Origin of the sequence: Corynebacterium sp. HMSC06C06, from assembly GCF_001807295.1 — a bacterium.
Lineage (GTDB): Bacteria > Actinomycetota > Actinomycetes > Mycobacteriales > Mycobacteriaceae > Corynebacterium > Corynebacterium striatum.
In genome coordinates, this window is record NZ_KV788486.1 from 22,106 (window position 1) to 43,361 (window position 21,256).

The 21,256-nt window shown below is 60.8% G+C and carries 21 protein-coding genes and 1 pseudogene; 10 read left to right on the forward strand and 12 right to left on the reverse strand.

Annotated features, from left to right (window positions below; genetic code table 11):
- Nucleotides 1-15: 15 nt before the first annotated feature.
- Complete coding sequence (locus HMPREF3153_RS04885; RefSeq protein WP_070420188.1) at nt 16-1,512, reverse strand: DUF1846 domain-containing protein; 1,497 nt, start codon at nt 1,510-1,512, stop codon at nt 16-18.
- A gap of 711 nt (nt 1,513-2,223) precedes the next feature.
- On the opposite strand from HMPREF3153_RS04885, the gene HMPREF3153_RS04890 reads away from it, so the two are divergent.
- A complete protein-coding gene (locus tag HMPREF3153_RS04890; RefSeq protein WP_046646722.1) occupies nt 2,224-3,042 on the forward strand; it encodes an Fpg/Nei family DNA glycosylase in 819 nt (272 codons plus the stop codon).
- 22 nt (nt 3,043-3,064) lie between these two features.
- On the forward strand, nt 3,065-4,681 hold the full coding sequence (locus HMPREF3153_RS04895; RefSeq protein ID WP_070420189.1) for a bifunctional ADP-dependent NAD(P)H-hydrate dehydratase/NAD(P)H-hydrate epimerase: 1,617 nt from the start codon (nt 3,065-3,067) through the stop codon (nt 4,679-4,681).
- On the opposite strand, the gene HMPREF3153_RS12615 is transcribed toward HMPREF3153_RS04895, so the two are convergent.
- The 3 genes from HMPREF3153_RS12615 to HMPREF3153_RS04905 are packed head-to-tail and all read right to left on the reverse strand — an operon-like array spanning nt 4,678 to nt 6,518.
- Entirely contained in the window at nt 4,678-4,854 is a 177-nt protein-coding gene (locus HMPREF3153_RS12615) for a hypothetical protein (RefSeq protein ID WP_236081528.1), read from the reverse strand. The two genes, HMPREF3153_RS04895 and HMPREF3153_RS12615, sit on opposite strands and share 4 nt — an antisense overlap.
- Before the next feature lie 54 nt (nt 4,855-4,908).
- Nucleotides 4,909-5,523, reverse strand: coding sequence for an ABC transporter ATP-binding protein (locus HMPREF3153_RS04900; protein ID WP_046646718.1), 615 nt, complete (start codon nt 5,521-5,523; stop codon nt 4,909-4,911).
- The gene (locus tag HMPREF3153_RS04905; RefSeq protein WP_070420190.1) at nt 5,523-6,518 is read right to left on the reverse strand and encodes an ABC transporter permease; all 996 of its coding nucleotides are present in this window, start codon (nt 6,516-6,518) and stop codon (nt 5,523-5,525) included. Before HMPREF3153_RS04905 ends, HMPREF3153_RS04900 begins: the two co-directional genes overlap by 1 nt.
- A gap of 121 nt (nt 6,519-6,639) precedes the next feature.
- Between HMPREF3153_RS04905 and HMPREF3153_RS04910 the strand changes: the two genes are divergently transcribed.
- From HMPREF3153_RS04910 to HMPREF3153_RS04920, 3 genes are read left to right on the forward strand one after another with little or no spacing between them, the layout of a single operon-like run.
- On the forward strand, nt 6,640-7,794 hold the full coding sequence (locus HMPREF3153_RS04910) for a sensor histidine kinase (protein WP_246817166.1): 1,155 nt from the start codon (nt 6,640-6,642) through the stop codon (nt 7,792-7,794).
- Nucleotides 7,787-8,404 (forward strand): response regulator, encoded by a 618-nt coding sequence (locus HMPREF3153_RS04915; protein WP_049146724.1) that lies wholly within the window; start codon nt 7,787-7,789, stop codon nt 8,402-8,404. Before HMPREF3153_RS04910 ends, HMPREF3153_RS04915 begins: the two co-directional genes overlap by 8 nt.
- Nucleotides 8,405-9,403, forward strand: coding sequence for an NAD(P)-binding domain-containing protein (locus HMPREF3153_RS04920; protein ID WP_070420191.1), 999 nt, complete (start codon nt 8,405-8,407; stop codon nt 9,401-9,403).
- Here HMPREF3153_RS04920 and HMPREF3153_RS04925 read toward each other — a convergent pair.
- Nucleotides 9,400-10,056 (reverse strand): TetR/AcrR family transcriptional regulator, encoded by a 657-nt coding sequence (locus tag HMPREF3153_RS04925; RefSeq protein ID WP_070420192.1) that lies wholly within the window; start codon nt 10,054-10,056, stop codon nt 9,400-9,402. The genes HMPREF3153_RS04920 and HMPREF3153_RS04925 overlap by 4 nt on opposite strands.
- 110 nt (nt 10,057-10,166) lie before the next feature.
- Between HMPREF3153_RS04925 and HMPREF3153_RS04930 the strand changes: the two genes are divergently transcribed.
- Nucleotides 10,167-11,180, forward strand: coding sequence for an ABC transporter permease (locus HMPREF3153_RS04930; protein ID WP_070420193.1), 1,014 nt, complete (start codon nt 10,167-10,169; stop codon nt 11,178-11,180).
- Between the two features lie 18 nt (nt 11,181-11,198).
- On the opposite strand, the gene HMPREF3153_RS04935 is transcribed toward HMPREF3153_RS04930, so the two are convergent.
- Nucleotides 11,199-11,786 (reverse strand): VanZ family protein, encoded by a 588-nt coding sequence (locus HMPREF3153_RS04935; RefSeq protein ID WP_049146716.1) that lies wholly within the window; start codon nt 11,784-11,786, stop codon nt 11,199-11,201.
- Between the two features lie 87 nt (nt 11,787-11,873).
- Here HMPREF3153_RS04935 and HMPREF3153_RS04940 point away from each other — a divergent pair, with 87 nt between their 5' ends.
- Both HMPREF3153_RS04940 and HMPREF3153_RS04945 read left to right on the forward strand, forming a co-directional pair.
- Complete coding sequence (locus HMPREF3153_RS04940; protein ID WP_070420202.1) at nt 11,874-12,842, forward strand: acrylyl-CoA reductase family protein; 969 nt, start codon at nt 11,874-11,876, stop codon at nt 12,840-12,842.
- Nucleotides 12,843-12,901: 59 nt separating this feature from the next.
- On the forward strand, nt 12,902-13,774 hold the full coding sequence (locus HMPREF3153_RS04945; RefSeq protein WP_070420194.1) for a hypothetical protein: 873 nt from the start codon (nt 12,902-12,904) through the stop codon (nt 13,772-13,774).
- 20 nt (nt 13,775-13,794) lie between these two features.
- Here HMPREF3153_RS04945 and HMPREF3153_RS04950 read toward each other — a convergent pair whose 3' ends face one another.
- Nucleotides 13,795-14,085: a hypothetical protein gene (locus HMPREF3153_RS04950; protein WP_070420195.1), complete on the reverse strand. Its 291-nt coding sequence runs from the start codon at nt 14,083-14,085 to the stop codon at nt 13,795-13,797.
- On the opposite strand from HMPREF3153_RS04950, the pseudogene HMPREF3153_RS04955 reads away from it, so the two are divergent.
- Nucleotides 14,077-14,371, forward strand: a pseudogene (locus HMPREF3153_RS04955) (phenylacetic acid degradation bifunctional protein PaaZ); the annotation flags it as partial. The gene HMPREF3153_RS04950 and the pseudogene HMPREF3153_RS04955 sit on opposite strands and share 9 nt — an antisense overlap.
- A gap of 35 nt (nt 14,372-14,406) precedes the next feature.
- Nucleotides 14,407-15,012 (forward strand): hypothetical protein, encoded by a 606-nt coding sequence (locus HMPREF3153_RS04960; protein ID WP_070420197.1) that lies wholly within the window; start codon nt 14,407-14,409, stop codon nt 15,010-15,012.
- Here HMPREF3153_RS04960 and HMPREF3153_RS04965 read toward each other — a convergent pair.
- From HMPREF3153_RS04965 to HMPREF3153_RS04985, 5 genes are all read right to left on the reverse strand, one after another.
- Nucleotides 15,009-16,823, reverse strand: a complete 1,815-nt coding sequence (locus HMPREF3153_RS04965; protein ID WP_070420198.1) for a DUF2339 domain-containing protein — start codon at nt 16,821-16,823, stop codon at nt 15,009-15,011. The two genes, HMPREF3153_RS04960 and HMPREF3153_RS04965, sit on opposite strands and share 4 nt — an antisense overlap.
- Before the next feature lie 242 nt (nt 16,824-17,065).
- The gene (leuS, locus tag HMPREF3153_RS04970; RefSeq protein ID WP_070420199.1) at nt 17,066-19,921 is read right to left on the reverse strand and encodes a leucine--tRNA ligase; all 2,856 of its coding nucleotides are present in this window, start codon (nt 19,919-19,921) and stop codon (nt 17,066-17,068) included.
- A 149-nt stretch (nt 19,922-20,070) separates the two neighbouring features.
- On the reverse strand, nt 20,071-20,475 hold the full coding sequence (locus tag HMPREF3153_RS04975) for a type II toxin-antitoxin system VapC family toxin (RefSeq protein WP_005530848.1): 405 nt from the start codon (nt 20,473-20,475) through the stop codon (nt 20,071-20,073).
- Complete coding sequence (locus HMPREF3153_RS04980; RefSeq protein ID WP_034657307.1) at nt 20,472-20,699, reverse strand: FitA-like ribbon-helix-helix domain-containing protein; 228 nt, start codon at nt 20,697-20,699, stop codon at nt 20,472-20,474. The genes HMPREF3153_RS04975 and HMPREF3153_RS04980 overlap by 4 nt, the downstream gene beginning before the upstream one ends.
- Before the next feature lie 57 nt (nt 20,700-20,756).
- Entirely contained in the window at nt 20,757-21,137 is a 381-nt protein-coding gene (locus HMPREF3153_RS04985; RefSeq protein ID WP_034657306.1) for a zinc ribbon domain-containing protein YjdM, read from the reverse strand.
- Between the last annotated feature and the right edge of the window lie 119 nt (nt 21,138-21,256).

Here is a 21,256-nt window from a genome sequence, read left to right on the forward strand (position 1 = left end):
CCGAAAACTCCGTACTTAGCGCTTTTGGTAAAGCGCCTGCTTGCGGGCGAACACTGGATCGGATGTGACGAGCACCCCAAGATTGCGGAAGATTCCCTCATCCACCGAGCCCAAAATCGTGGTGGTGTGAACATCGCAACCAGCTAGCTTCTTCAGCTGAGCCATGGCCTTACGGGCGTTTTCATCCTTGGCCGCCGATGCAGACAACGCGATGAGAACCTCGTCCGTATGCAACCGCGGGTTACGCGAACCCAGATACTCGGTCTTGAGCTTCTGGATCGGTTCGATGGCCTCTGGACTCAGCAGGTGGATCTCATCGTCAATGCCGGCGAGATGCTTAAGCGCATTGAGAAGCATCGCAGCGGAGCAGCCCAGAAGCGCAGAAGTGCGGCCGGTGATGATGGTGCCGTCGGCAAGCTGCAACGCAGAGGCGGGCTCGTCAGTTTCGGCGGCACGCTTGCGCGCCGGCGCTACTACTGGGCGGCCATCAGACTTGATGCCGGCCTTCGCCATGACGACGGCCGCGCGCTCGGACTGCGTGGAATCTAGGCCGAGGCGCGCCTCTTCCACCAAAGCCTTGAAGTAGCGACGAATAATCTCCTGCTTGGAGGCCTCACGGCAGACTTCGTCATCGGTGATGCAGAAGCCGGCCATGTTGACGCCCATGTCCGTCGGGGACTGGTACGGGGTGTTGCCGGTCAGCTTCTCCAGGAGGGTCTTAAGCAGCGGGAAAGCCTCAACATCGCGGTTGTAGTTCACCGTGGATTCGCCGTATGCGCTCAAGTGGAAGTGATCGATGACGTTTGCGTCGTTGAGGTCAACGGTTGCGGCCTCGTAAGCCAGGTTCACTGGGTGATCGAGCGGCAGGTTCCAGATCGGGAAGGTCTCAAACTTGGCGTATCCAGCCTGCACACCGCGCTGGTGCTCGTGGTAGACCTGCGATAGGGCGGTCGCCAGCTTGCCGGAGCCTGGCCCCGGCGCAGTGACGACAACCAGGTCACGCGTGGTTTCCGCGTACTCGTTCCGGCCAAGGCCTTCCTCAGAAACAATGAGGTCTGTGTTGGAAGGATAACCCGGGATAACGCGATGGCGTGCAACGCTCAGGCCAAGGCGCTCCAGGCGGTCAATGAAGGCCTCAGCTTGGCTGTTGCCATCCTCCAGCTGGGTCATGACGATGTTGTTTACTAGGAAGCCACGGCCACGGAAGACGTCGACCAAGCGCAAAACGTCATCTTCGTAGAGGATTCCGAGGTCAGCGCGCATCTTTTGACGCTCGATGTCCTTAGCGTTGATGCAGATGAGGATCTCGACATCATCTTTGATGCGCTCAAGCATGGCGATCTTGTTGTCTGGAGTGAACCCGGGCAGCACGCGGGAGGCGTGCATATCGTCGAAAAGCTTGCCGCCCATCTCCAGATACAGCTTGCCGCCGATAGCTTGGCGCCGTTCATGGATGTGCTCCGACTGCATCTCGATGTACTTCTCACGGTCAAAACCAAGCAAACGCGTCATTTAAAGGCCTTCCGCCATAGACAATCCCCGCAACCGGGCTGGATCTTTTGGATTGGATTTTACTCGAAAGAACTGGGTTTACTCATACGCCCTGCCACGGCGCCACACCGCCAGAAACCGCACTGACGAAGCCGCCTAAAACATACGAGTAACGCCTGGGCCCCGGAAAGGATGGGCCCAGGCGTTACCTGTCTCTCTAAGGATGCGGAACAAGCCCTCACCCTCTACAGCCAGGCAGTCCCACTCACCTGGCTATAGCCGCCACGCACCCCTACATGCGCAGCGGTTGGATCTATCACTCACCAGTAGATACATCCATGCGAAGCATATCAACGGCGGTTTCAAAGTCAACGTTTGCAAAGCCAATCGGACAAAAATCCGATAAAGAATTTCACTAACCAATTCTAGCTTTATAAAAATTTAGCGCCATGCGCTGGCACTTTCTAGTCCAATTAATCCGGAAGAAAAATAAATGTGAAACGGACCACTATATATTTTGGCCAATCTTTATCAGATATGGTCGCGCTATAGACTAAACAACAAAATAGATAAATGTTTATTATGTTGACTTTCACCTATTTAACCTAGACCTTTAAAGCAGGAAATGAACGCTTAAGCCTCGTCTTCGCACTTCAATCCCACACTCCAAACGGAAAAATGTCCGTTTTATCCTTGAGCTTTCTTCGCAGCACATGCAATAGACTTATCCCCATGCCCGAAGGCCACATCATTCATCACCTTGCACAGCGCCTCGACCGTGAATTCCGGGGTGGGCCGCTGCGCGTCACGAGTCCGCAGGGCCGCTTTGCGGCGGAAGCAGCCGTGCTCGATGGGACGCAGCTCGATTTCGCCGAAGCGCGCGGCAAACATCTCTTTTTGCACTTTTCCGCCGATGCGCCAGAGCACATCATCTATATCCACCTCGGGCTGATCGGCAGCTTGCGCTTTGAGCCTTTGGATGATGTCTGGGGCCAGATTCGCCTGCGCATCGAAAGCGATGACCTAGCTGCCAACCTCCGCGGGCCACAGTGGTGCCGGCTCATCACGGATGCCGAGTATGACGTCGCGCTCGCCAAGATTGGCCACGACCCCATCCGCGAGGACGCATCACCGGCTAACCTTTGGCCGCGAGTGCACAGGTCGAGCCGCAGCATCGGCTCCTTGCTGATGGATCAGCATCTCTTTGCCGGAGTCGGCAACATCTACCGCGCCGAGGTTTTATTCCGCCAGAACATCTCGCCTTTTATTGCCGGCAATGAATTAGACCGCCACGAATTCGATGTCATCTGGGAGGACCTGGTAGAACTCATGCGCGCCGGCGTGCCCACCGCCCGCATCGACACGGTCCGCCCGGAGCACACGCCAGAGGCCATGGGCCGCGCGCCACGCAAGGATGACCATGGCGGCGAGGTTTATGTCTACCGCCGCGCCGGCATGCCTTGCTATATCTGCGGCGAGCCCATCGCAGAAAAGAAGCTCGAAGGCAGGAACCTGTTCTGGTGCCCTACCTGCCAGAACGCTCCAGCCTAAGCAAGGGGGTATTTTGGGCGGCATGCGATATGCCTTTCACGTCGACGCCGTCCGCGCTGCCGAGGAGCGCCTGCTTGCCCAGCAGAGCTCTCCAGACCAGCTCATGCAATTGGCCGCCCACGCGGTGGCCGATGCCGCCGCGGTAATGCTCGCCGCCCACCCCGGCCACGTGATGATTCTGGCAGGCAGCGGTGGCAACGGCGGCGACGGCCTTTTCGTCGGCGCTCTTCTCGCCCAACAGGGGCACGCCGTCACAGCACTCGTACCCGAGACCTGTCACGCTGCCGCTCGTGCTGCGTTCGAGAAAGCCGGCGGCGAAGTTCTAAAAAGTGGGTCCACTCCTAATCCCAACACTTCCCTGCCAGCTGACACGAGCTTGCTTATCGACGCCGTGGCCGGCCTCGGTTCCGGGCGCGGGCTCAGCGGCCAAGCGCTAGAGGTCTACGAGCAGGCAACAGGTATTCCGGTGCTCGCGGTCGACATGCCCACTGGCATCAACGCAGAGACTGGCATCGCCGCCTGCAAAGGCGCAGTGCATGCTGACGTCACCATAACTTTCGGTTGGGCGCGCATGGGCCACGTACTCGCCGCGGAGTGCGGCCAGGTGGTGCTGGCGGATTTAACACTGCCCGGCGCGACATCGTTTAGCGCGATGCTCGAATCGCTCGCGCAACCGGCCGGGCACATCGCCAACGAGCCCACCCTGGAATCCGCATATGCGTGGCGCCCCGGCAACATCGAGACCGCCCATGGCATCGCAACGCACCCGCGCCCGGTTGGCTGTACCGGACCAATCGTTGATCCCACCCCAGGAATTTCCTCCGACAAATATTCCGGCGGCGTGGTCACTATTGCCGCCGGAAGCGACACCTATCCCGGAGCTGGCATCTTGGCAGCCACCGCGGCAGTGCGCACCAGCCCGGCCATGGTGCGCTTTATCGGAGACCGCTCCATCACCTCACTCCTGCCGGAACTCGTGGTTCACCCAGATCTTGGCTCAGCGGGTCACGCCCAGGCCATCGTCGTGGGCCCAGGACGCGGCACTGACGCTGCGGCCCAAGCGGAGCTCGCGGAGGTGCTCGATGGGTTCATCTCGGCCGTCATCGATGCCGATGCGCTGCGACTCCTTGCCCGTCACCCCGAGTTGCGCGCCCGCCTGGGAAGCCTGCCCGTCACGGTTCTCACTCCTCACCTGGGCGAGTTCACCGAGCTTTACGAGGCGACCTTCAACAAGGACCTCGACCTGTCATCAGGCAAAGCAGCGCCACTGCAGGAGCTCGCCACAGCGCTGGGCTGCATCGTGCTGCTCAAGGGAAGAAATACCCTGGTTACTGCACCCGGCCAGCCCATCTATGCCTTCAACGCCGGTCACTCTTATTCCGCAACGCCTGGTTCCGGAGACGTACTGGCCGGCATCCTCGGCGCAGTCCTCGCACAGATACATCTTGAGGACAGAGCACAGGTAGGCCGCACGACGCTCACCGAGATCATCACAGAAGTCCTCCACGCCGGCGCCATTCAGGCCCATGCGGCAGCCATCGCGGCGAAAACGCCGGAGGGCTACGCCATCTGCTCGGCTTCGCAGATTGCCGCGGCGATCCCGCGGGCCGTCGCCAAGCTTTTGCGTGCGGCTCGCTAAAGCCTATTTGCTACGGCGCGCACGGAGCGGCGCAGCCTATGGGTCTCCCATGGCCACGTCATCGCAGCCCAGGCACCTGCCACGGCGCCGATCTCGGCGAGGATGTACCACGGCCCCAGCAGGTTGATGATGGTCCATGCCGCACCGAGCACCAGCATCACCCAGCCAGTCATCTGCCGATAGAAGATCTCCTTGGTAGTACCCCGTTTGCACCCGCTTGCAGGGCTTTAGGTACCGGCCGCCAACTTTCCGTCCTTGACGGTCACCACACTGTCCGCAAACTCCAGCAGGCTGCGGTCATGGGTCACAAACATCGTTGCGGTCTGTTGTTCATCGGTGATGTCACGCAGCAGCTTGGCGACGTCGCGCGAGAGTGAAGAATCCAGCGCCGCTGTCGGCTCATCCGCAAGCAGCACCTCGGGGTCAGCCATCAAGGCGCGCGCGATATTGATGCGCTGGCGCTGACCGCCAGAAAGCTGGGTGATGCGGCGAGCCTCCATCCCAGGCAGGCCTACATACTCAAGCAGCTCCCGCGCCTTTTCACGGCGAGGTTTTCGGCCTGCCATGTGGTCCACAATGAGCAGCTGATCCAGGGCATTGAGCGAGCTGACCAAGTTGGATTGTTGGAAGATGATGCCGCGCTCACCGCTTACCCGCACGCGCCCACTATCGGGCTCGATTAGCCCTGCGGCCACGGAGAGCAAGGTGGACTTGCCGGAGCCGGATTCGCCGACGACGGCCATGAGCTGGCCCGGCTTGATGGCCAGGCTGACGTCATCCAGCGCCACCACGCGATCGCGGCCATCGGGGAAGGTAACCGTCACGTTTTCAATCTCTAGCATTAGCCTTGTCCTCCCAACGCATCCAAAGGGTTGATTTTGCTGATTCGGCGGGTAGCTAGCACCGCGCCCAGCATGCCGAGTAACCACATGCCGGCGGCCGGGGCAGCAAGCGTGCGCGCCGAGAGCACAAAAGGCACCGTCGATTGCGCGAGCGCGCCCAGGCCCCAGCCCACTGCGGCACCCACACCAACTCCGAGGGCGAGGATGAGTGCGGATTGTGCCAGGGCGTCGCCAAGCAGGTAGCGCGTCCGCGCCCCCAGCGCACGCAGAATCGAAAGATCGCGGGTGCGCTGCATGGTCCAGATGCTCAAGAAAGCCACCATCACGAGCGCCGAGATTGCATACAGGAAGCCCTGCATGGTCAAAAGCGAGCCGCGCTCCGAGTTGTAGGAGGGCAGGCCGCTTAAGGCCTCGCGCATGCTGACGGACGTGGGAAGCCCGGTGGTAACGCTGTTCGCGTGCAGCAGGGCGGTACCCACGACGTCGGAAGGCGCGTGGCTCAACTGCGCCCAAGTCTGCGTGGAAACCCACAGCACCGGTGAGTGGGAATAGTACAGATCCGGCACGGTGCCGCGAACGGCATAGGTCTCATCCCCAATCACCACGGAATTTCCCTGCGTAATCGCTTGCGAGGCCACCACTCCCGTGGCTGGCACCTGCTGCTTGGTACCCGGAATTGGCTCGCCCGCCGGCAGGCCCAGCACAGCCACGCCGCCGAAGCCCTCCACCTTGGTCTGCGCGGTACCCAAAGGCGCGCTGCCAGGCACCACGTCGTCCGCGTAAATCTCTGACTCCGTAAAAGTTGGCTTCTGGGTGCTAAAGCTCGCCTGCTCATACTCATGCCCCAAGGCCTCCAAAGCCGAGGTGTTTTGTTTGCTAAGGCCCTCCGTGAGTCCAGAGAGCATGACCAAAAGCAAGGTAATGAGCGCGACTACCAACCCAATCAGCGCAAAGCGCCCGCGGGCTGCGCGCAATTCTCTAAGTCCAAGAAACATAGTTTCAAGCATCGCTACCGCGCGCGGATTAGTAATCGGGCCGCTAGTTGAACTTCGAGTCAACCAACTGGTTGATTCCCCGTGTCCCACCTGCGGGTTAGGGTAAAAGGCTGTGAATGACGTGAAACAGCGCTCCCCGCAGACCTTCCATAAGCGCCTTAGCCCCTGGCGCGCCGGGCTACACGTGATGTTCGCGTTTTTGTTGCTATTCGGCCTGCTGCGCGCCGGGATCGACGGGCGCCTCGATGCCCGCGCTCTTGGTCTGGCAGTCGCATTGGCCGTGGTCTACGCACTGCGGCGCGTACTCCCCCGCGCCCTGTGGCTGGTGGGCCTGTGCGTGCTGTGGTGCGGGCTCATGGTGCATGCCCAGGACTTCATGTGGCTGGAATTCCCGCTGGTCTTTGCTTTTCTAAGCTCGCTTCCCCGCTGGCCGGGCATCGCCTGCAGCGGATTGTTATGGGCACTGGCGGCCTTCCTGCCCGCCTGGCAGCATCCGGCGGAATGGACCATCGCGGCGGCCATCGGCCCCTTCATCGGCACGGCCTTTGCCATCGGCTCCTTCCATGCCGGGCGCATGGTGCAGTCTGAGGCGGCGCACCATGCTGAGGTTGCCCGGCAGCTGCGCGCCACCCAGGCCGAACTTGCCGCGAGCGAGCACCAAGCAGGCCGCCTGGAAGAGCGCGAACGGCTCTCCCGGGAAATCCACGACACCGTGGCCCAAGGCCTTTCCTCCATCGTTCTGCTCTCGCGCGCGGCTCAAAAAGATCCTTCCCCAGAGACACTGGCGCTGATTGAAAAGGTGGCCAGCGAGAACTTAAGCGAGGCCCGCCGCTTCGTCAGCGAGCTAGCATCTCCCGCCGCCTCCTTGGAAGAGGCCCTCCAGCAGGTAGTAGATTCGGCTGCCGCGCAAGCCGCGGCGCTGGGTAAAGATACCGTCATCGACCTGGTTGTTTCGGGAGAAAGCACGGTGCCCGAAGCTCACCGCCAGGACCTGCTGCGTGCGGCGCAAGAGGGGCTCAACAACATGCTCAAGCATTCTGGCGCCCGGCGCGCGGTGGTCACTTTAGGCTGTTTTGAAGGCGAGACCACGCTCGACATCGTCGACGACGGAGAAGGCATGGACCCTGCTTCGCCTTCGCAGGGTGGCTTCGGGCTGCGGGGCCTGCGCCAGCGCGTGGAAAGCCACGGCGGTACGCTCACGGTGGAATCTTCCCCGGGCCAGGGAACCGCCCTTGCTATCCGTATGCCGCAAAAAGTGGAGGACCAGGATGCTTAACGTCATGCTCATCGATGATCATCCCGTGGTGCGCGCCGGCCTGCGGGCCATTTTGAACGCTTTCCCCGACATCGATGTGGTGTTAGAAGGCGCGGATGGGGCGGACGTCGCCAAGCTTGCAGCTCCCGATGCTCCACATGTTGACGTGGTCATTTGCGATATCCAGATGCCCGGCACCGATGGCATTGCGGCCACTTCCCAGCTCGCCCAGGCTGGCGGCCCGCCGGTGCTCATCCTCACCACCTATGACACCCAATCCGACATCGTTTCCGCCGTGGAGGCAGGCGCCCTGGGCTATCTCCTAAAGGATGCGCCGGAGCAGGCGCTTCACGACGCCGTCCTGGCCACGGCCGCCGGCAAACGCACCCTAGCGCCCGAGGTGGCAGCACTTTTGGCCGAGCGCATCACCCGCCCCGAGGTGGCACTTTCCGGCCGCGAGCTGGAGATCCTAGAAGCCCTGGCCACGGGCAAATCGAATAAGGAGCTTGCCCAGCGCCTGTTCATCTCGGAAGCTACAGTGAAGACGCACTTGATTCACATCTATCAGAAGCTGGGCGTGGATACCCGCACAGCGGCTGTCACCGTGGCCCGAGAAAGGAAGCTCATTTAAGTGTCCGCGCAGGTTTATGATTGCCTCGTTTTAGGTGGCGGCCAAGCAGGGCTGGCCACGGGCTATTACCTGCGCAGAAAGGGCTTGAACTTCGCCATCTTGGATGCGGAATCACGCCCCGGTGGTGCATGGCTGCACACCTGGCCCTCGCTGACTTTATTTAGCACCACGAGCGCCTCCAACCTACCGGGCTGGCCCATGCCTTTTTATGAAGGTTTCCCGCCGGCGAGCCACGTGGTGGATTATCTAACTCGTTACGAAGAGCGCTATGAGCTGCCGGTGCGACGTCCCTTCATGGTTGAGTCCGTGGAGCACGATGGGGAGTTCTTCCACGTCTACTCGAGCACGGAACGCTTGATGGCCCGCACCGTGGTGGCGGCCACGGGTACCTGGCGTGCGCCCTTCATCCCGTACTACCCCGGTAAGTTTGCGGGGACACAATGGCATTCGGCCTTTTATCCCGGCGTCGCGGAGTTCAGCGGCTCCCGCGTGGCAGTGGTGGGCGCGGCCAATTCCGGCGCACAGATCGCGGCGGATCTGCTGCTTGAAGGTATTACCACCACCTGGCTAACAAGGGGCGAGCCGCGCTGGATGCCTGACGACGTCGACGGACGCGTGCTCTTCCGGCGCAACCGCGAGCGCCTCAACGCCATCAATCGTGGCGAGCCTGACCCCGGCGCGGATACGAACCTGGGCGATATCGTCATGGTCCCGCCGGTGCTCAAGGCGCGTGATGAAGGGCTCCTGCGCGCCACCCCGATGCCGGATTCCCTCGACGACATCGACGCGGATCACCTGATTTGGGCCACCGGCTTCCGGCCCGCACTTCGCCCCATTTCTCGCCTCCTGGTAGACCGCCAGCCCACCGTGCCGGGGCTCTTCCTCGTGGGATACGGCACGTGGACTGGCCCGGGCTCAGCCACCATCACGGGTGTTAGCCCCTTTGCCAAGCAGGCGGCTACCGATGTCGCGGAGTTCGTGAAAAACCTCAAGCCTTAGCCTTGGTTAGATAGGAGCGTCTCGATAGCGGGATACATGTCCTCCACTATGTCGTCGATGCTCTTCTCCGTCATCAGCGGAACCTCCACGACGTAGCGAGCAATCGCCGTTCCAATGAGAATAGGACCCAAATACGCGATCTTGCCCAGGAGATTACCTTCACTAATCGTACTTTGGGCGAACTCTGTTTCTAAAAGGTCCGTTACGAAGCTGTCCATGATCGATTCACGGAGGATAGCTGATGCATGTGAAGAGCCAATGCCGCCGCGAACCACAGCACGCAAACGCGGACCCATGTCCTCGCTTTCCCACAGGCGCAGATAGTTCGCGATGAATCCTCGAAGGTCAGTAGACGCCCCCAACTGAGCCGGAAGCATTTTTAGGTCCGCGATTACCGCATCGAACAAGCCGTCCTTGTTCTTGAAGTAATGCATGACGAGAGCGGGATCGACGTCGGCTTCTTTGGCGACCGCGCGGATGGTGGTGGCTTCGAAGCCCACCTCGCTAAACCTCATGCAGGCGGCTTCCAGAATTTTCTCGCGCGCTTCTGGGGCGCCTGGACGACGTCCAGCTTTCTTGCGCTCTGCCTTTTTATGCTCAGCCCCTGGCTGAGCACCGTCACCGGATTCTTCGACCTTGCCTTTAGCTGCCATGGCTTCAACCTTACTTCCTCGAACCCTCGAAGAATTCATCACGTGTTGACTTTCAACAACTGTTGAAATATCTTATTCAACAAGCGTTGAAAATCAAGCAAAGGAACGACATGAAAGACTGGACCAAGGCAATCGCCGTTGGATTCTTGGCACCTCTCGCAGTGTGCCTCTTCGTAACTGCCTTCTTGTGGCCCATGGCCACGATGACCCCCAAAGACCTCCCACTCGCAGTAGTTGGAACCCAAGAACAAGTGAGCAAGGTTTCTGAAGCCTTTGAGCAGAAGCAACCCAGACTCTTCGAGATAACACCTGTAGAAGACCGCGCAGCCGCGGTATCCCTCATCGAAGAACACGAGGCTTACGGCGCCATCGTGCTGGGCCAAGAACCAGAGGTCCTCACCGCAAGCGCTGCCGGCGCCGCACAAGGCAACATCGTGAAGAACCTCGCGCAACCAGTAGAGGCAATGGCAAACCAGCAAGCTCAGGCGATGGCTGCCGCGAAGGGCATCCCGGCTGACGCACTCCCTAACGTCACCGTCAAGACCACCGACGTTGTGCCCACCAGCAGCGAAGACCCGCAGGGCCTCGCCATGAATATGGCTATTATCCCCGTTGCCATCGGCGGCATGCTCGGTGCAGCGATTCCTTCCTTCCTCCTGAAGCGAAACTCGCAGCGTCTCCTCGCCCTAGCAATCTTTGCCCCCATTGCCGGACTGCTCACCACCGCAGTAATCGGCGGAGTATTCGGATTACTGCCAGATAGTTTCTGGGCATCGACCGGCGTATTCACACTAGGCATCGCCGCAGTCTCCAGCTTCATCCTAGGCCTAAGGGCGCTGCTTGGCGCCCCCGGCTTTGGTCTCGGCGCACTGACCATCATGCTGGTGGGCAACCCACTGGCCGGTACCATGGCCCCCAAGGAATTCGTGTCCGGCAGCTGGGGATACTTCGGCCAGTTCCTGCCTAACGGCGCCACAGCTACGCTGCTGCGCCTGGTTAACTACTTCCCTGCAGCAAGTATCGCCACCCAGGTATGGACTCTGCTCGCATGGGTAGCCTTCGGACTAGTCCTTCTCGGCAGTGGAATTGTGCGAGAGTCGCGCTCCGCAAAGAAGGCCGCGTAGAAAACTCAGAGCAGAAGATTAAGCAACAAACCCCGTGACTAGCGCGCAGCCCAAAACGGTTAGCGCGGTCGCTGCAATGAATCCCATACGGTGTAGGACTTTGGACTGCAGCTCTTTGCTTATCCGGGCCAAAAAGAATGCGCCCACGGCGGTGCCCAAGGTGTTGAACACAAGGTCATCAACGTCGCTGAAGCCGAGGGCGAAGAGGTACTGGAGGGTTTCGATGCTCAAGCTCAGCGCCAAGCCGGCCAGGATGGTTCCGCCGAGGCCAAAGCGCACGCGGCGCAGATTCTGGCCCATCACGATAAGGCTTGCGCCGAGTGGCATAAACAACAAGAAATTGCCGATGGTGTTGGTCCAAGGCCCGTACCAGATGGTCGGATGATCAAAACCGTTGAACATTTGCAGATCTAAGCTTCGCACCGCATGCGCGGAGGCATTGACCACGCCGGGGATCTCAATGAAGGATTTACCCAACGTCGCCACACCAACAACGAGCAGCACGAGCGCCGTGACTAGAAGTGAGTCACGGCGCAGCGTTTGGTGGCGGCGCGGGGCCGCCGGAATACGGCTGCGCGAATGAGTGGTTTGTTCGGTAACGAGCATGTCCGAGAATCTAACAACAAAAGCTGTACTTTTGCCGTGTACTTCGCTGGCAAAACACTGATTCATAATGGGCGTACCATCGTGGGCATGAGCACACTCAAAGTCACGCGAAACGAAGACGGTTCCATCTCTCACGCTTTCGAGGATGAGCCGATTCTGGCCGAGGGCGACGTACTGGTTAACGTTTCCCATTCTTCGTTGAACTACAAGGATGCAATGGCACTCGACGGTAACAAGGGCGTCATGCGCATCAACCCGCTGGTGCCGGGCATCGACGTCGTGGGCAACGTTGCGGAGTCAAACGATGAACGTCTACCTGAGGGCGCCCTGGTGGCCGCTTTCGGCGACGGCTTGGGAGAATTCCGCCACGGCGGCTACACCACTAAGCAGCGCGTGAATGCCAACGCCACCCTCGTGGTTCCAGAGCGCTTCACTGCTGCCGACGCCGCCGCAATCGGCACCGCGGGCTACACCGCCGCCATCTGCGTCAACCAGCTGCTCACCCACGGCACGCGCGAGGGCCATGTGCTGGTCACTGGCGCCACGGGCGGCGTGGGCTCCATCGCCGTCCAATTGCTCAAGTCCCTGGGCTTCGAGGTCACCGCCGTTACCGGCCGCGTTGATAGCGAAAGCGAGTACTTGCAGGCCCTGGGCGCAGACCACATCATTGATCGTTCCGAGCTCTCGGAGACCGGCCGTCCGCTGCAGAAGGCGCTTTACGACGGCGCGGTAGACACCGCTGGCTCCACCGTCCTGGCCAACGTCTTGGCGCAGATCAAGTGGGGCGGCGTCGTAGCAGCAACCGGCATGGCCGCTGGTCCTGACCTCCCGGCTTCGGTACTGCCATTCATCCTGCGCGGCATCGTCCTGGCAGGCGGCAACTCCGTTGACGCACCGCTCAAGGTCCGCGAGGACGCCTGGAAGCTGCTGGACGAGCATCTCGATCTTGAGATGCTGCATTCTATTTCCAGCACCGTTGCGCTCGACGATGTCGCAGACGCCGCCAAGGAGCTGCTCGCCGGCACCCACCATGGCCGCACGATCGTAGAAATCTAGACAAACTATTTAGCAGCGCTGGGGACGATTAGTTTTCCCAGCGCTGTTACTATTTTCCTATGCGTTCCCGTCTCTCTATCTCTGCTGCCGCGCTGGTTGGCACCCTCGCCGCCGGCCTCGTCACGCCCGTTGCCCAGGCTGGCATCACCATCGACCCTAACGCTGTGCCCGGGCGTACTCAGGTCACGCTGCGCTACAGCAATGGCGCAGTAGTCTCTACTGCTAATTCCCACGAATCTCGCCCGGCGCTTTCCTTGGTCAAGCTCTACTTGGCCTATTGGGTGCTGCAGCACGGTGCTCCGGCGGACAAAGCCCGCGTGGAGAACATGATTCGTTTGAGCGAGGACGGCACGGCCACAGACTTGGACCGCCGCTACCCGCAGGCAATCCCTGAGGTCATCGGCCAGTTTGGCCTGCATGAGACCCACTACCCTGGATTCTGGGGCAACACCACTACCTCTACTGAGGACCTTGCGCGCTTTACCTCCGCGATTGTGGGCGACCCACTAGCCACGCCAATTATCAATGGCATGCGCACCGCTTCCCCCGTTGCCGCTGACGGCTATAAGCAAGACTTTGGCACCTCACGCGTGCCGGGTGTTGTGGGCACGAAGTTCGGCTGGGACGATAACCGCAACGTCCATGCCACCGCCTCCTTTGGCAATGGTTTTACCATCGCCGCGAATACTTATGGCGCGGCCTCCCAGCTCACCGGCGACATCTTGGGTGCCGTTCGCATCACCGCTGACGGCATCCGCAATTCGGGCCGCCAGCCTTCCCCGCTGGAGCAGCAAATCCTTAACTTCGTGCCGGTGCAGTTCCACGACCCAGCCCGCCAGGCAATCCGCGGTGCCGAAGATTCAGTGGCTAACGCCCAGCTACAGTTCTGTGCCTTGGCCGCCCAGGCGGGCTCTTCGCACTTATGCGCCTAGTTTTCGGGAGCGAGATACTTCTAAACGTGCGGGTCACGGTCCTGGATTCTCTTCGGAACCAGGAGAACACCGATAAGCGAGATGCCGAAAATAACGATGGCGTAGGCCGCGACCGCCATCGAAGTCTGGGACTTGCTGAAAAGAATCTCCGCATATAGCGCAGACTGCGGGTCATAGGTCGTGCCCAGCACCGTGACCAGGATGAGAACCGAAGCGCCAAACAGTGGCAGACGGCCAGAATCCACGGCAATCCACGAGGAGATAGACAGTGCCGCAAGGACGATGTAGCCGAGAATGACGAAGTAGCCCACGGCTACCTCCTGGTTTCCTGGGCAAGCGGGCCCCTTCGTCGAGCCTGCTCCGGGCCCAGTCCTGGCCAACTACGGCTTGGAGAACCTACGCTTTATCACCCCGGTCACCTACGCTGATTCCATCCGCATCGGGCTCACAGCGAAGCGAATCACCCCGCGCGTGACCGACGACTATGGCGAGGTCTGCTGGGATGCTGCCTTCTGCAACCAGCACGACGAACTGGTTGCGTCCTACGACGTCCTGCCCCTGGTGGAGAAGGTCGACACCATCTACGCGCAGCACTAAGAAGGCGGCCTTGTTCGCCGCTAAACTGGCTGACCATGGACATCTTTTTGGAAACCGTCGACGAGCTCCACGAGGTCGCGCGCTCCCATGAGGACCCCGCGTTTGACGAGGTCCTCTATCACCGCGATCCTTCAGGCATCTGCATCACTGCGATGACCTACGAAGATGAGCAGACCGCCGTGGTCACCTACCGCGGCCCGGCCCAGCAGGGCACCATCTACAGGGCCACGCCTTTCATCGGGGTGGTAGAAACTGCAGGTAAGCGCTTCGCCGCGCTTGTCGACGCCCCCTTTTCCCTCCCCGCCGGCAACCCTGCCGGTGGCGAGGCTTTGCAGGGCACGCTGTACCCCGCACTCTTGGCCACGCACGTGGAACCCGCAGGTCACCACGTTACCGCGGACTTCGAGGCCCCCGACACGGAACGCTTCTACAGCAATTACAAGCCCAGCATGCTCACGCCGCGGGTGCGGGTGACGGGTGAGGTAAAGGACGTCGCGAAGCACGTGCATGAGCTCACCGAAAATGAATTCTGGGTGGGCCACGTGGCCGGGTTTGCGGTGGTCTTCGAGGAGAATCCGCCCGCGCACGCGGCAATCGACGCCGTGGCCGTCTGCGCTACTCCTTTCTGGGACGAGGCCTAGACCTGTTCGCGGCGCGACTTGTCGACGCCGCGGCGACGCACCGCGATGGTCAGCAAGATAATGCCGCTGAGCAGGAAGGCGAGCGCGCGGAAGATTCCGCTTGTGGCCGCGAGATCGAAGAAGGTCAGCTTGGCCACCGCCACAATGGCAAGCAGCACGCCGACGGCGGTAAAGCGCTGCTCCGCGGCAAGAAGCAGGCGGGCAGCAAGGACCATCCACGCCACTGAAACCAGGGCGTGCGAAGCCAGGTAGGCAGTCTTGAGGCCCGCGGCTCCCGCCACGATCGCGGCTGCCGAGGCGATTGTGCCTACCGTGGCAAGAAGACTGAGCAGGAGTACAAAGAGTAACAGTGCGGCTGCAACTCCGCGGTGCTCGTAGTGGGGGACACGCTGGCGCAACAGGTAGCCCGCGATGAGAGCCACGGTGAGGACGATGCCCTCGGCAAGTGGCTCCATGCCAGCGAGGGCAGGCGGATCAAAGAGCACACCACCGAGAAGCGGGGTGAGCACTATGAGCGAACCCAGGTACCAGGCGGCCAGGACGAAAGCATTGCTCATCGCATGGAGGAGCAGCACGAATGCTGCGAAGAAGAGCCCGCTTAGGACAAACGTCAGGACTACCGCCATGGTCCCTGTGGGGGCTGTGCCAGTCCAGCCCGCCATGGTGTCCAGCATGACCAGGGCATAGACCACGGGGATAGCACCAAGTGCGCAATCCTTGATGACGGAGTTGCCAAGCCAGGCGATACCCACGATGACAGCCAAGGCAGCAACGGCCATCCACTCTGCGAGGATGGTGTCCGCGCGAAGGAGGGCAGTGACCAGCAGGAAGCCCGGGGCGAGCAGCCCCAAGAACGCAAAGCCAAATTCCGCCTTGACGGTGGGGAAGTAGACCACTATGGCTACAGCCGCGATGGCGAGCAAGCTGCACGCGATGGCAATCCACAACGAGGGCAGACTGAAAGGGGTGCTGCGGGCGGCGACTTCCACCATGACCACGGCAAGCCCGATGCCGGCGATAGCGCGCAGCACCTCGGCCATGCGCTCACTGCGGCACAAGACGCTGTAGGTGGCGGTAACCAAAGGGAGCACGACCACGAGCATGGCACCGCCGACGTGCGCGGGTGCCACTGCGCTGGGGTAGGAGAGTGCGGCTAGGCTTGCGCCTGCGGCCATCCACTCTTGCGTGAATGAGCCCTGACGGAAACGATGGGCATAACCCACGAATCCGCCATAGATGAGAGCCATGAGCACCGCTCCCAGCCATGCCGGCCACCAGCCCAGCCACATGACCACCAGGAACGTCGTGGCCAGCGCCGCAAATAGGGAAGTGGCCACCAAGGCGGTCACACCGGCCGGGGCAGCTTTGTTGCGGAACCACCATCCGGCCCCGAGCAGCGCACCCGCCACGATGTAAGCCAGAACGACGCGGCCCACCGGCCCCAGGAGGCCCGCCTGAATGGCAAGTCCCACAAGGAAGGCCACGCCCGCCAGCGTGATAAGCGCGCCACCCACGGCCACCGCACCAATGAGCGTCTTCTCGCGGTCCCGCGGGGCACGCGGCCGCGGTGCCTGCCGCGGGTAGGGAGGCGGTGCCGCGTGCGGCTGGGGCTGCGCCGACGGTTGCGCTTGCTGCTGCACTGGAGGTGGCGCAGGGGCCTGCTGGGGTGGGGTGGAAATTGGCTGCACCTCGGGCACGTCGGCCGTCTGACGTTCGAAATCACGGAGGCGGGCGCGGGCGTCGCTAAGTGCTTGCTCGGCAATGTCGAGCCGACGCAAAGCGTCCCTGAGCAGCTCTTGGTTTGGATTCATGCTTTATGGCTTACCGCTAAACCCCCGTGTCCACCAGCGCACCTAGTATTTCGTTATGCCTTTGAAACCTTTCACCGGCTGGGATATCACCCAATGGCGCGAGCATGCCCTGCAGCATGGCTCCGAAGCTGGAAAGGATCACCTGCGAGCGTGCAGCTCGTGGCCTCGGCAAGCAGCACAGATAGGGGAGAGGGCCTGCTCCTAGACGTGGCGCAGGCCCTCGGTTTGTGATGATTTAGCGCTTACTTAACCACCAGGTTGACCATGCGGCCAGGGACGTAGATCTTCTTGAACACGTTCTTGCCCTCGGTCAGCTCGACGATGCGGGCGTCGGCAAGCGCGGCGGAAACCACGGTGTCCTCGTCGGCGTCGGCAGGCACGTTGACGCGTGCCTTAACCTTGCCGTTGATCTGGACTGGAATCTCAATCTCGTCATCTACCAGGTACTTCTCCTCGAAGGTGGGGAAGGAGGAGTAGGTGATGGTCTCGGTGTGGCCGAAGCGCTTCCACAGCTCCTCCGCGATGTGCGGAGCAATCGGGGAGACCAACTGCGCAATCGGCTCGACCGCAGCACGCGGAGCGCCTTCGGCGGAGTTGCCGTAGGTGCGCGTCAGGTAGTTGACGTACTCGATGAGCTTAGCCACCACGGTGTTCAGACGCAGGTTCTCGTAATCATCACGCACACCGGCGATGGCGCGGTGCAGGGCCTTGAGATCATCCTCGGTGAGCTCGGCATCGCTAGTAGCAAGCTCGCCGGTCTGCTCGTCGACGGCCAGGCGCCACAGACGCTGCAGGAAGCGCTGGGAACCGACGACATCCTTGGTTGCCCACGGACGGGAGGTATCCAGCGGACCCATGGACATCTCATAAACGCGCAGGGTATCGGCACCGTAGTCGCGGCAGATGTCATCCGGAGCCACGGCATTCTTCAGGGACTTGCCCATCTTGCCGTACTCCTGGTTAACCTCTTCACCGTTGTAGTAGAACTTGCCGTCCTTTTCCTCTACCTCGGCAGCCGGGACGTAAACGCCACGGGAATCGGTGTAGGCATAAGCCTGGATGTAGCCCTGATTGAACAGGCGGCGGTACGGCTCCTTGGAGGAAACGTGACCGAGGTCGAAGAGGACCTTGTGCCAGAAACGGGCGTAGAGCAGGTGCAACACCGCGTGCTCGACGCCGCCGACGTAGAGGTCAACTCCTCCTGGATCTTCGGGACCGAAGTCCGCAGGACGAGGTCCCGTCCAGTAACGCTCGTTCTCCAAGCTGCAGAATTCTTCCGAATTCTGCGGATCGATGTAGCGCAGCTGGTACCAGGAAGAACCTGCCCACTGCGGCATGACGTTGGTGTCACGATAATACGTCTGGGTGCCCTGGCCGAGGTCGAGTTCCACCTCCACCCATTCGCGGGCCTTGGCCAGCGGCGGCTGCGGGGAGGAATCGGAATCGTCTGGGTCGAAGGAGACCGGCTTGTAGTCTTCTACCTCCGGCAGCTCGACCGGCAACATGGACTCTGGCAGCGGGTGAGCCTGGCCTTCAGCGTCATAGACGATGGGGAAGGGCTCGCCCCAGTAACGCTGGCGTGCAAACAGCCAGTCGCGTAGCTTGTACTGGATCTTTTCGCGGCCGATGCCCTGCTCCTCCAGCCACGGGATGATGGCCGCGATTGCCTCTTCCTTGGACTTGCCGTTCAGGTCGATGGAATCATTAGCGGAGTTAACGGCCTTGCCGGACTCAGTAAACGCCTCCTTGCTGATGTCACCACCAGAGACAACCTCCGTAATTGGCAGGCCAAATTCGGTGGCGAACTCGTAGTCACGCGTATCGTGCGCCGGCACCGCCATGATGGCGCCGGTACCGTAGCCGGTCAGAACATAGTCAGCAATAAAGATCGGAACCTGCTTGCCGTTGACCGGGTTAACAGCATAGGTGCCCAAGAAGACGCCGGTCTTTTCCTTGTTCTCCTGGCGCTCCAGGTCAGACTTTGCGGCGATGGACTCACGGTAGGCCTCCACGGCCTCCTTTGGATCATCGTGGCCAAAGGTCCAGCGGCTGTCGACGTCGTCGTCATACGGGACGGGGGAGAGCAGGGCGTCGACAAGCTCGTGCTCTGGAGCCAGCACCACGTACTCAGCGCCGAACAGGGTGTCAGGGCGAGTGGTGAAGACGGTGATCTTGTGGCCCTCAGCGGTGAAGTCCACCTCGGCGCCGCGGGAGCGACCAATCCAATTGCGCTGCATGGACTTGACCTTCTCCGGCCAATCCAGAAGCTCCAGATCGTCCAGCAGGCGATCGGAGTAAGCGGTAATGCGCATCATCCACTGAGACAGGTTCTTGCGGAAGACCGGGAAGTTGCCGCGTTCGGACTTACCCTCTGCCGTGACCTCCTCGTTTGCCAGCACGGTACCCAGGCCAGGGCACCAGTTGACGGTGGAGTTAGACAGGTAGACCAGGCGGAACTCGTCCAGGGCTGCGGCCTGTTCGGCTGCAGTCAGATCGGAGTAGTAACGGCCATCCTTGGTCTTGCGCTTGCCTACCTCGAGCTCCTTTACCAGCTCAGCGATTGGGCGCGCCTTCTGCTGCTCCTCGTCGAACCAGGAGTTGTAAATCTGCAGGAAGATCCACTGAGTCCACTTATAAAACTCTGGGTCCGTCGACGCCACGGAGCGGCGCGGATCGTGACCCAAGCCCAGCAGGCCCAGCTGGCGGCGCATGTTCTCGATGTTGGCCATCGTGGTGGTGCGCGGGTGGGTTCCGGTCTGGATGGCGTACTGCTCGGCCGGCAAGCCAAAGGCGTCATAACCCAGGGTGTGCAGGACGTTCTTGCCCAGCATGCGGTTGTAGCGGGCATAGGTATCGGTGGCGATATAGCCCAGCGGGTGGCCCACGTGCAGGCCCGCACCAGATGGGTACGGGAACATGTCCTGGATGTTGAGCTTTTCCTTCGGAAGGGCGCCCTCGCCCTCCGTGGCTAGGTCGCCGACGGGGTTCGGCGCGTTAAACGTGCCATTGTCTTTCCAGTACTGCTGCCAGGTCGACTCGATCTGGGCCGCGAGCTCCGGGGTATAGCGGTGCGCGGTGGAATCACTCGGGTTAGTCATGGCTCCACAGTCTAGCGCCCTAACAAGCTCCGGAGCACGTCAGGGCGGATAAAACTTCAATTTATTCGGCCGCTCCGCGGTGCGGGCGAAATACATAGCGGTGCGGGCTTCCTCATCATCTGGCTTTGACATCGCCTGCGCCACCTTGACTAATCCCATGGGTTAATGAGTCGAACTCCAGTATTCTCAAAATCCTTGACATTACGGGTGGCGCATACAGCATTATTGGCTCGGCATACCGCTGCTATCTGCGCATCGACAGTAGAAATTGGCTGCCCGGACTGTCTCCGCCTAGAAACGACTTCGGCGTATTCCTGCGCAGCCAGAAAATCAAAGGAAAGAATTGGGTACATACTCAGGACGCGATCTAAGACCTTGCGCAACGTGGCCTTCTTCTTTCCCTCTGGCAAGATAGCCACGCCAGCATAAAGCTCCGAAACAGTCATGGCAGTGACAGATGTGCGGACCTCGATGCTTTTCATCCAACTCAACACTTTGTCATCCGGACGCGGTTTAAGCACCTCAGATACGACATTTGTGTCCAGTACGATCATTTAAAAAGCACCGCCCGCGCTTCGTCATCACGTGGTGGAGTTTCCAATTCAACCGCGGCATCTCTGCTTGCTTCATAAAGAGCAATCCCAATGTTCTTCGGTTGCACAACGTCAATAAGAATTGCGCGCACCTCCGCTTCCATTGAGCGGCCATTCTCCTGCGCACGAGCCACGAGCGCTTCTTTTATCGCGTCGTCAAGGTTTCTTACTACCAATGAGGCCATCGCACTGCCCACCTTCCCGTTGATATCAGTAACGATATCACTTTCGGGCAAACCCCTCTAGACCTTCTTGACCACCGCCGGCTTCAACGTCATGGCACCGAAGCCATCAATCTTGCAGTCGATGTTGTGGTCTTCCTGACCCGTTCCAGCATCAAAGTTCAGACGGATGCCGCGGACCTTAGTGCCGGACTTCAGCGGCTGCTGCGCGCTCTTGACCTTGAGGGTCTTGGTGACGGTGACTGTGTCGCCGTCGGCAAGCGTGTTGCCCACAGAATCAACGATTACCTGGGGCTCAGCGGAGTCGGTGTCCGCACCAGCGGCGGTGGCTTCGAACTCGTGCGCGCACTCCGGGCAGACGATGAGCGGCGGCATCTCGTAGGTGTATTCGGAGGAACATTCAGGGCATGGCGGCAACGTGGCAGCTGCATTTTCAGTCATGAGAGGGATTCTAATCTGTGCTCGCGCTCTGCGCGTTAGCGTGGCCGCAGTAGCCACTACCGCCCTGACCACCGACGGGCCTGACCCCCGGAAAGTGGACAGGTCGGGGGTTAGCTATG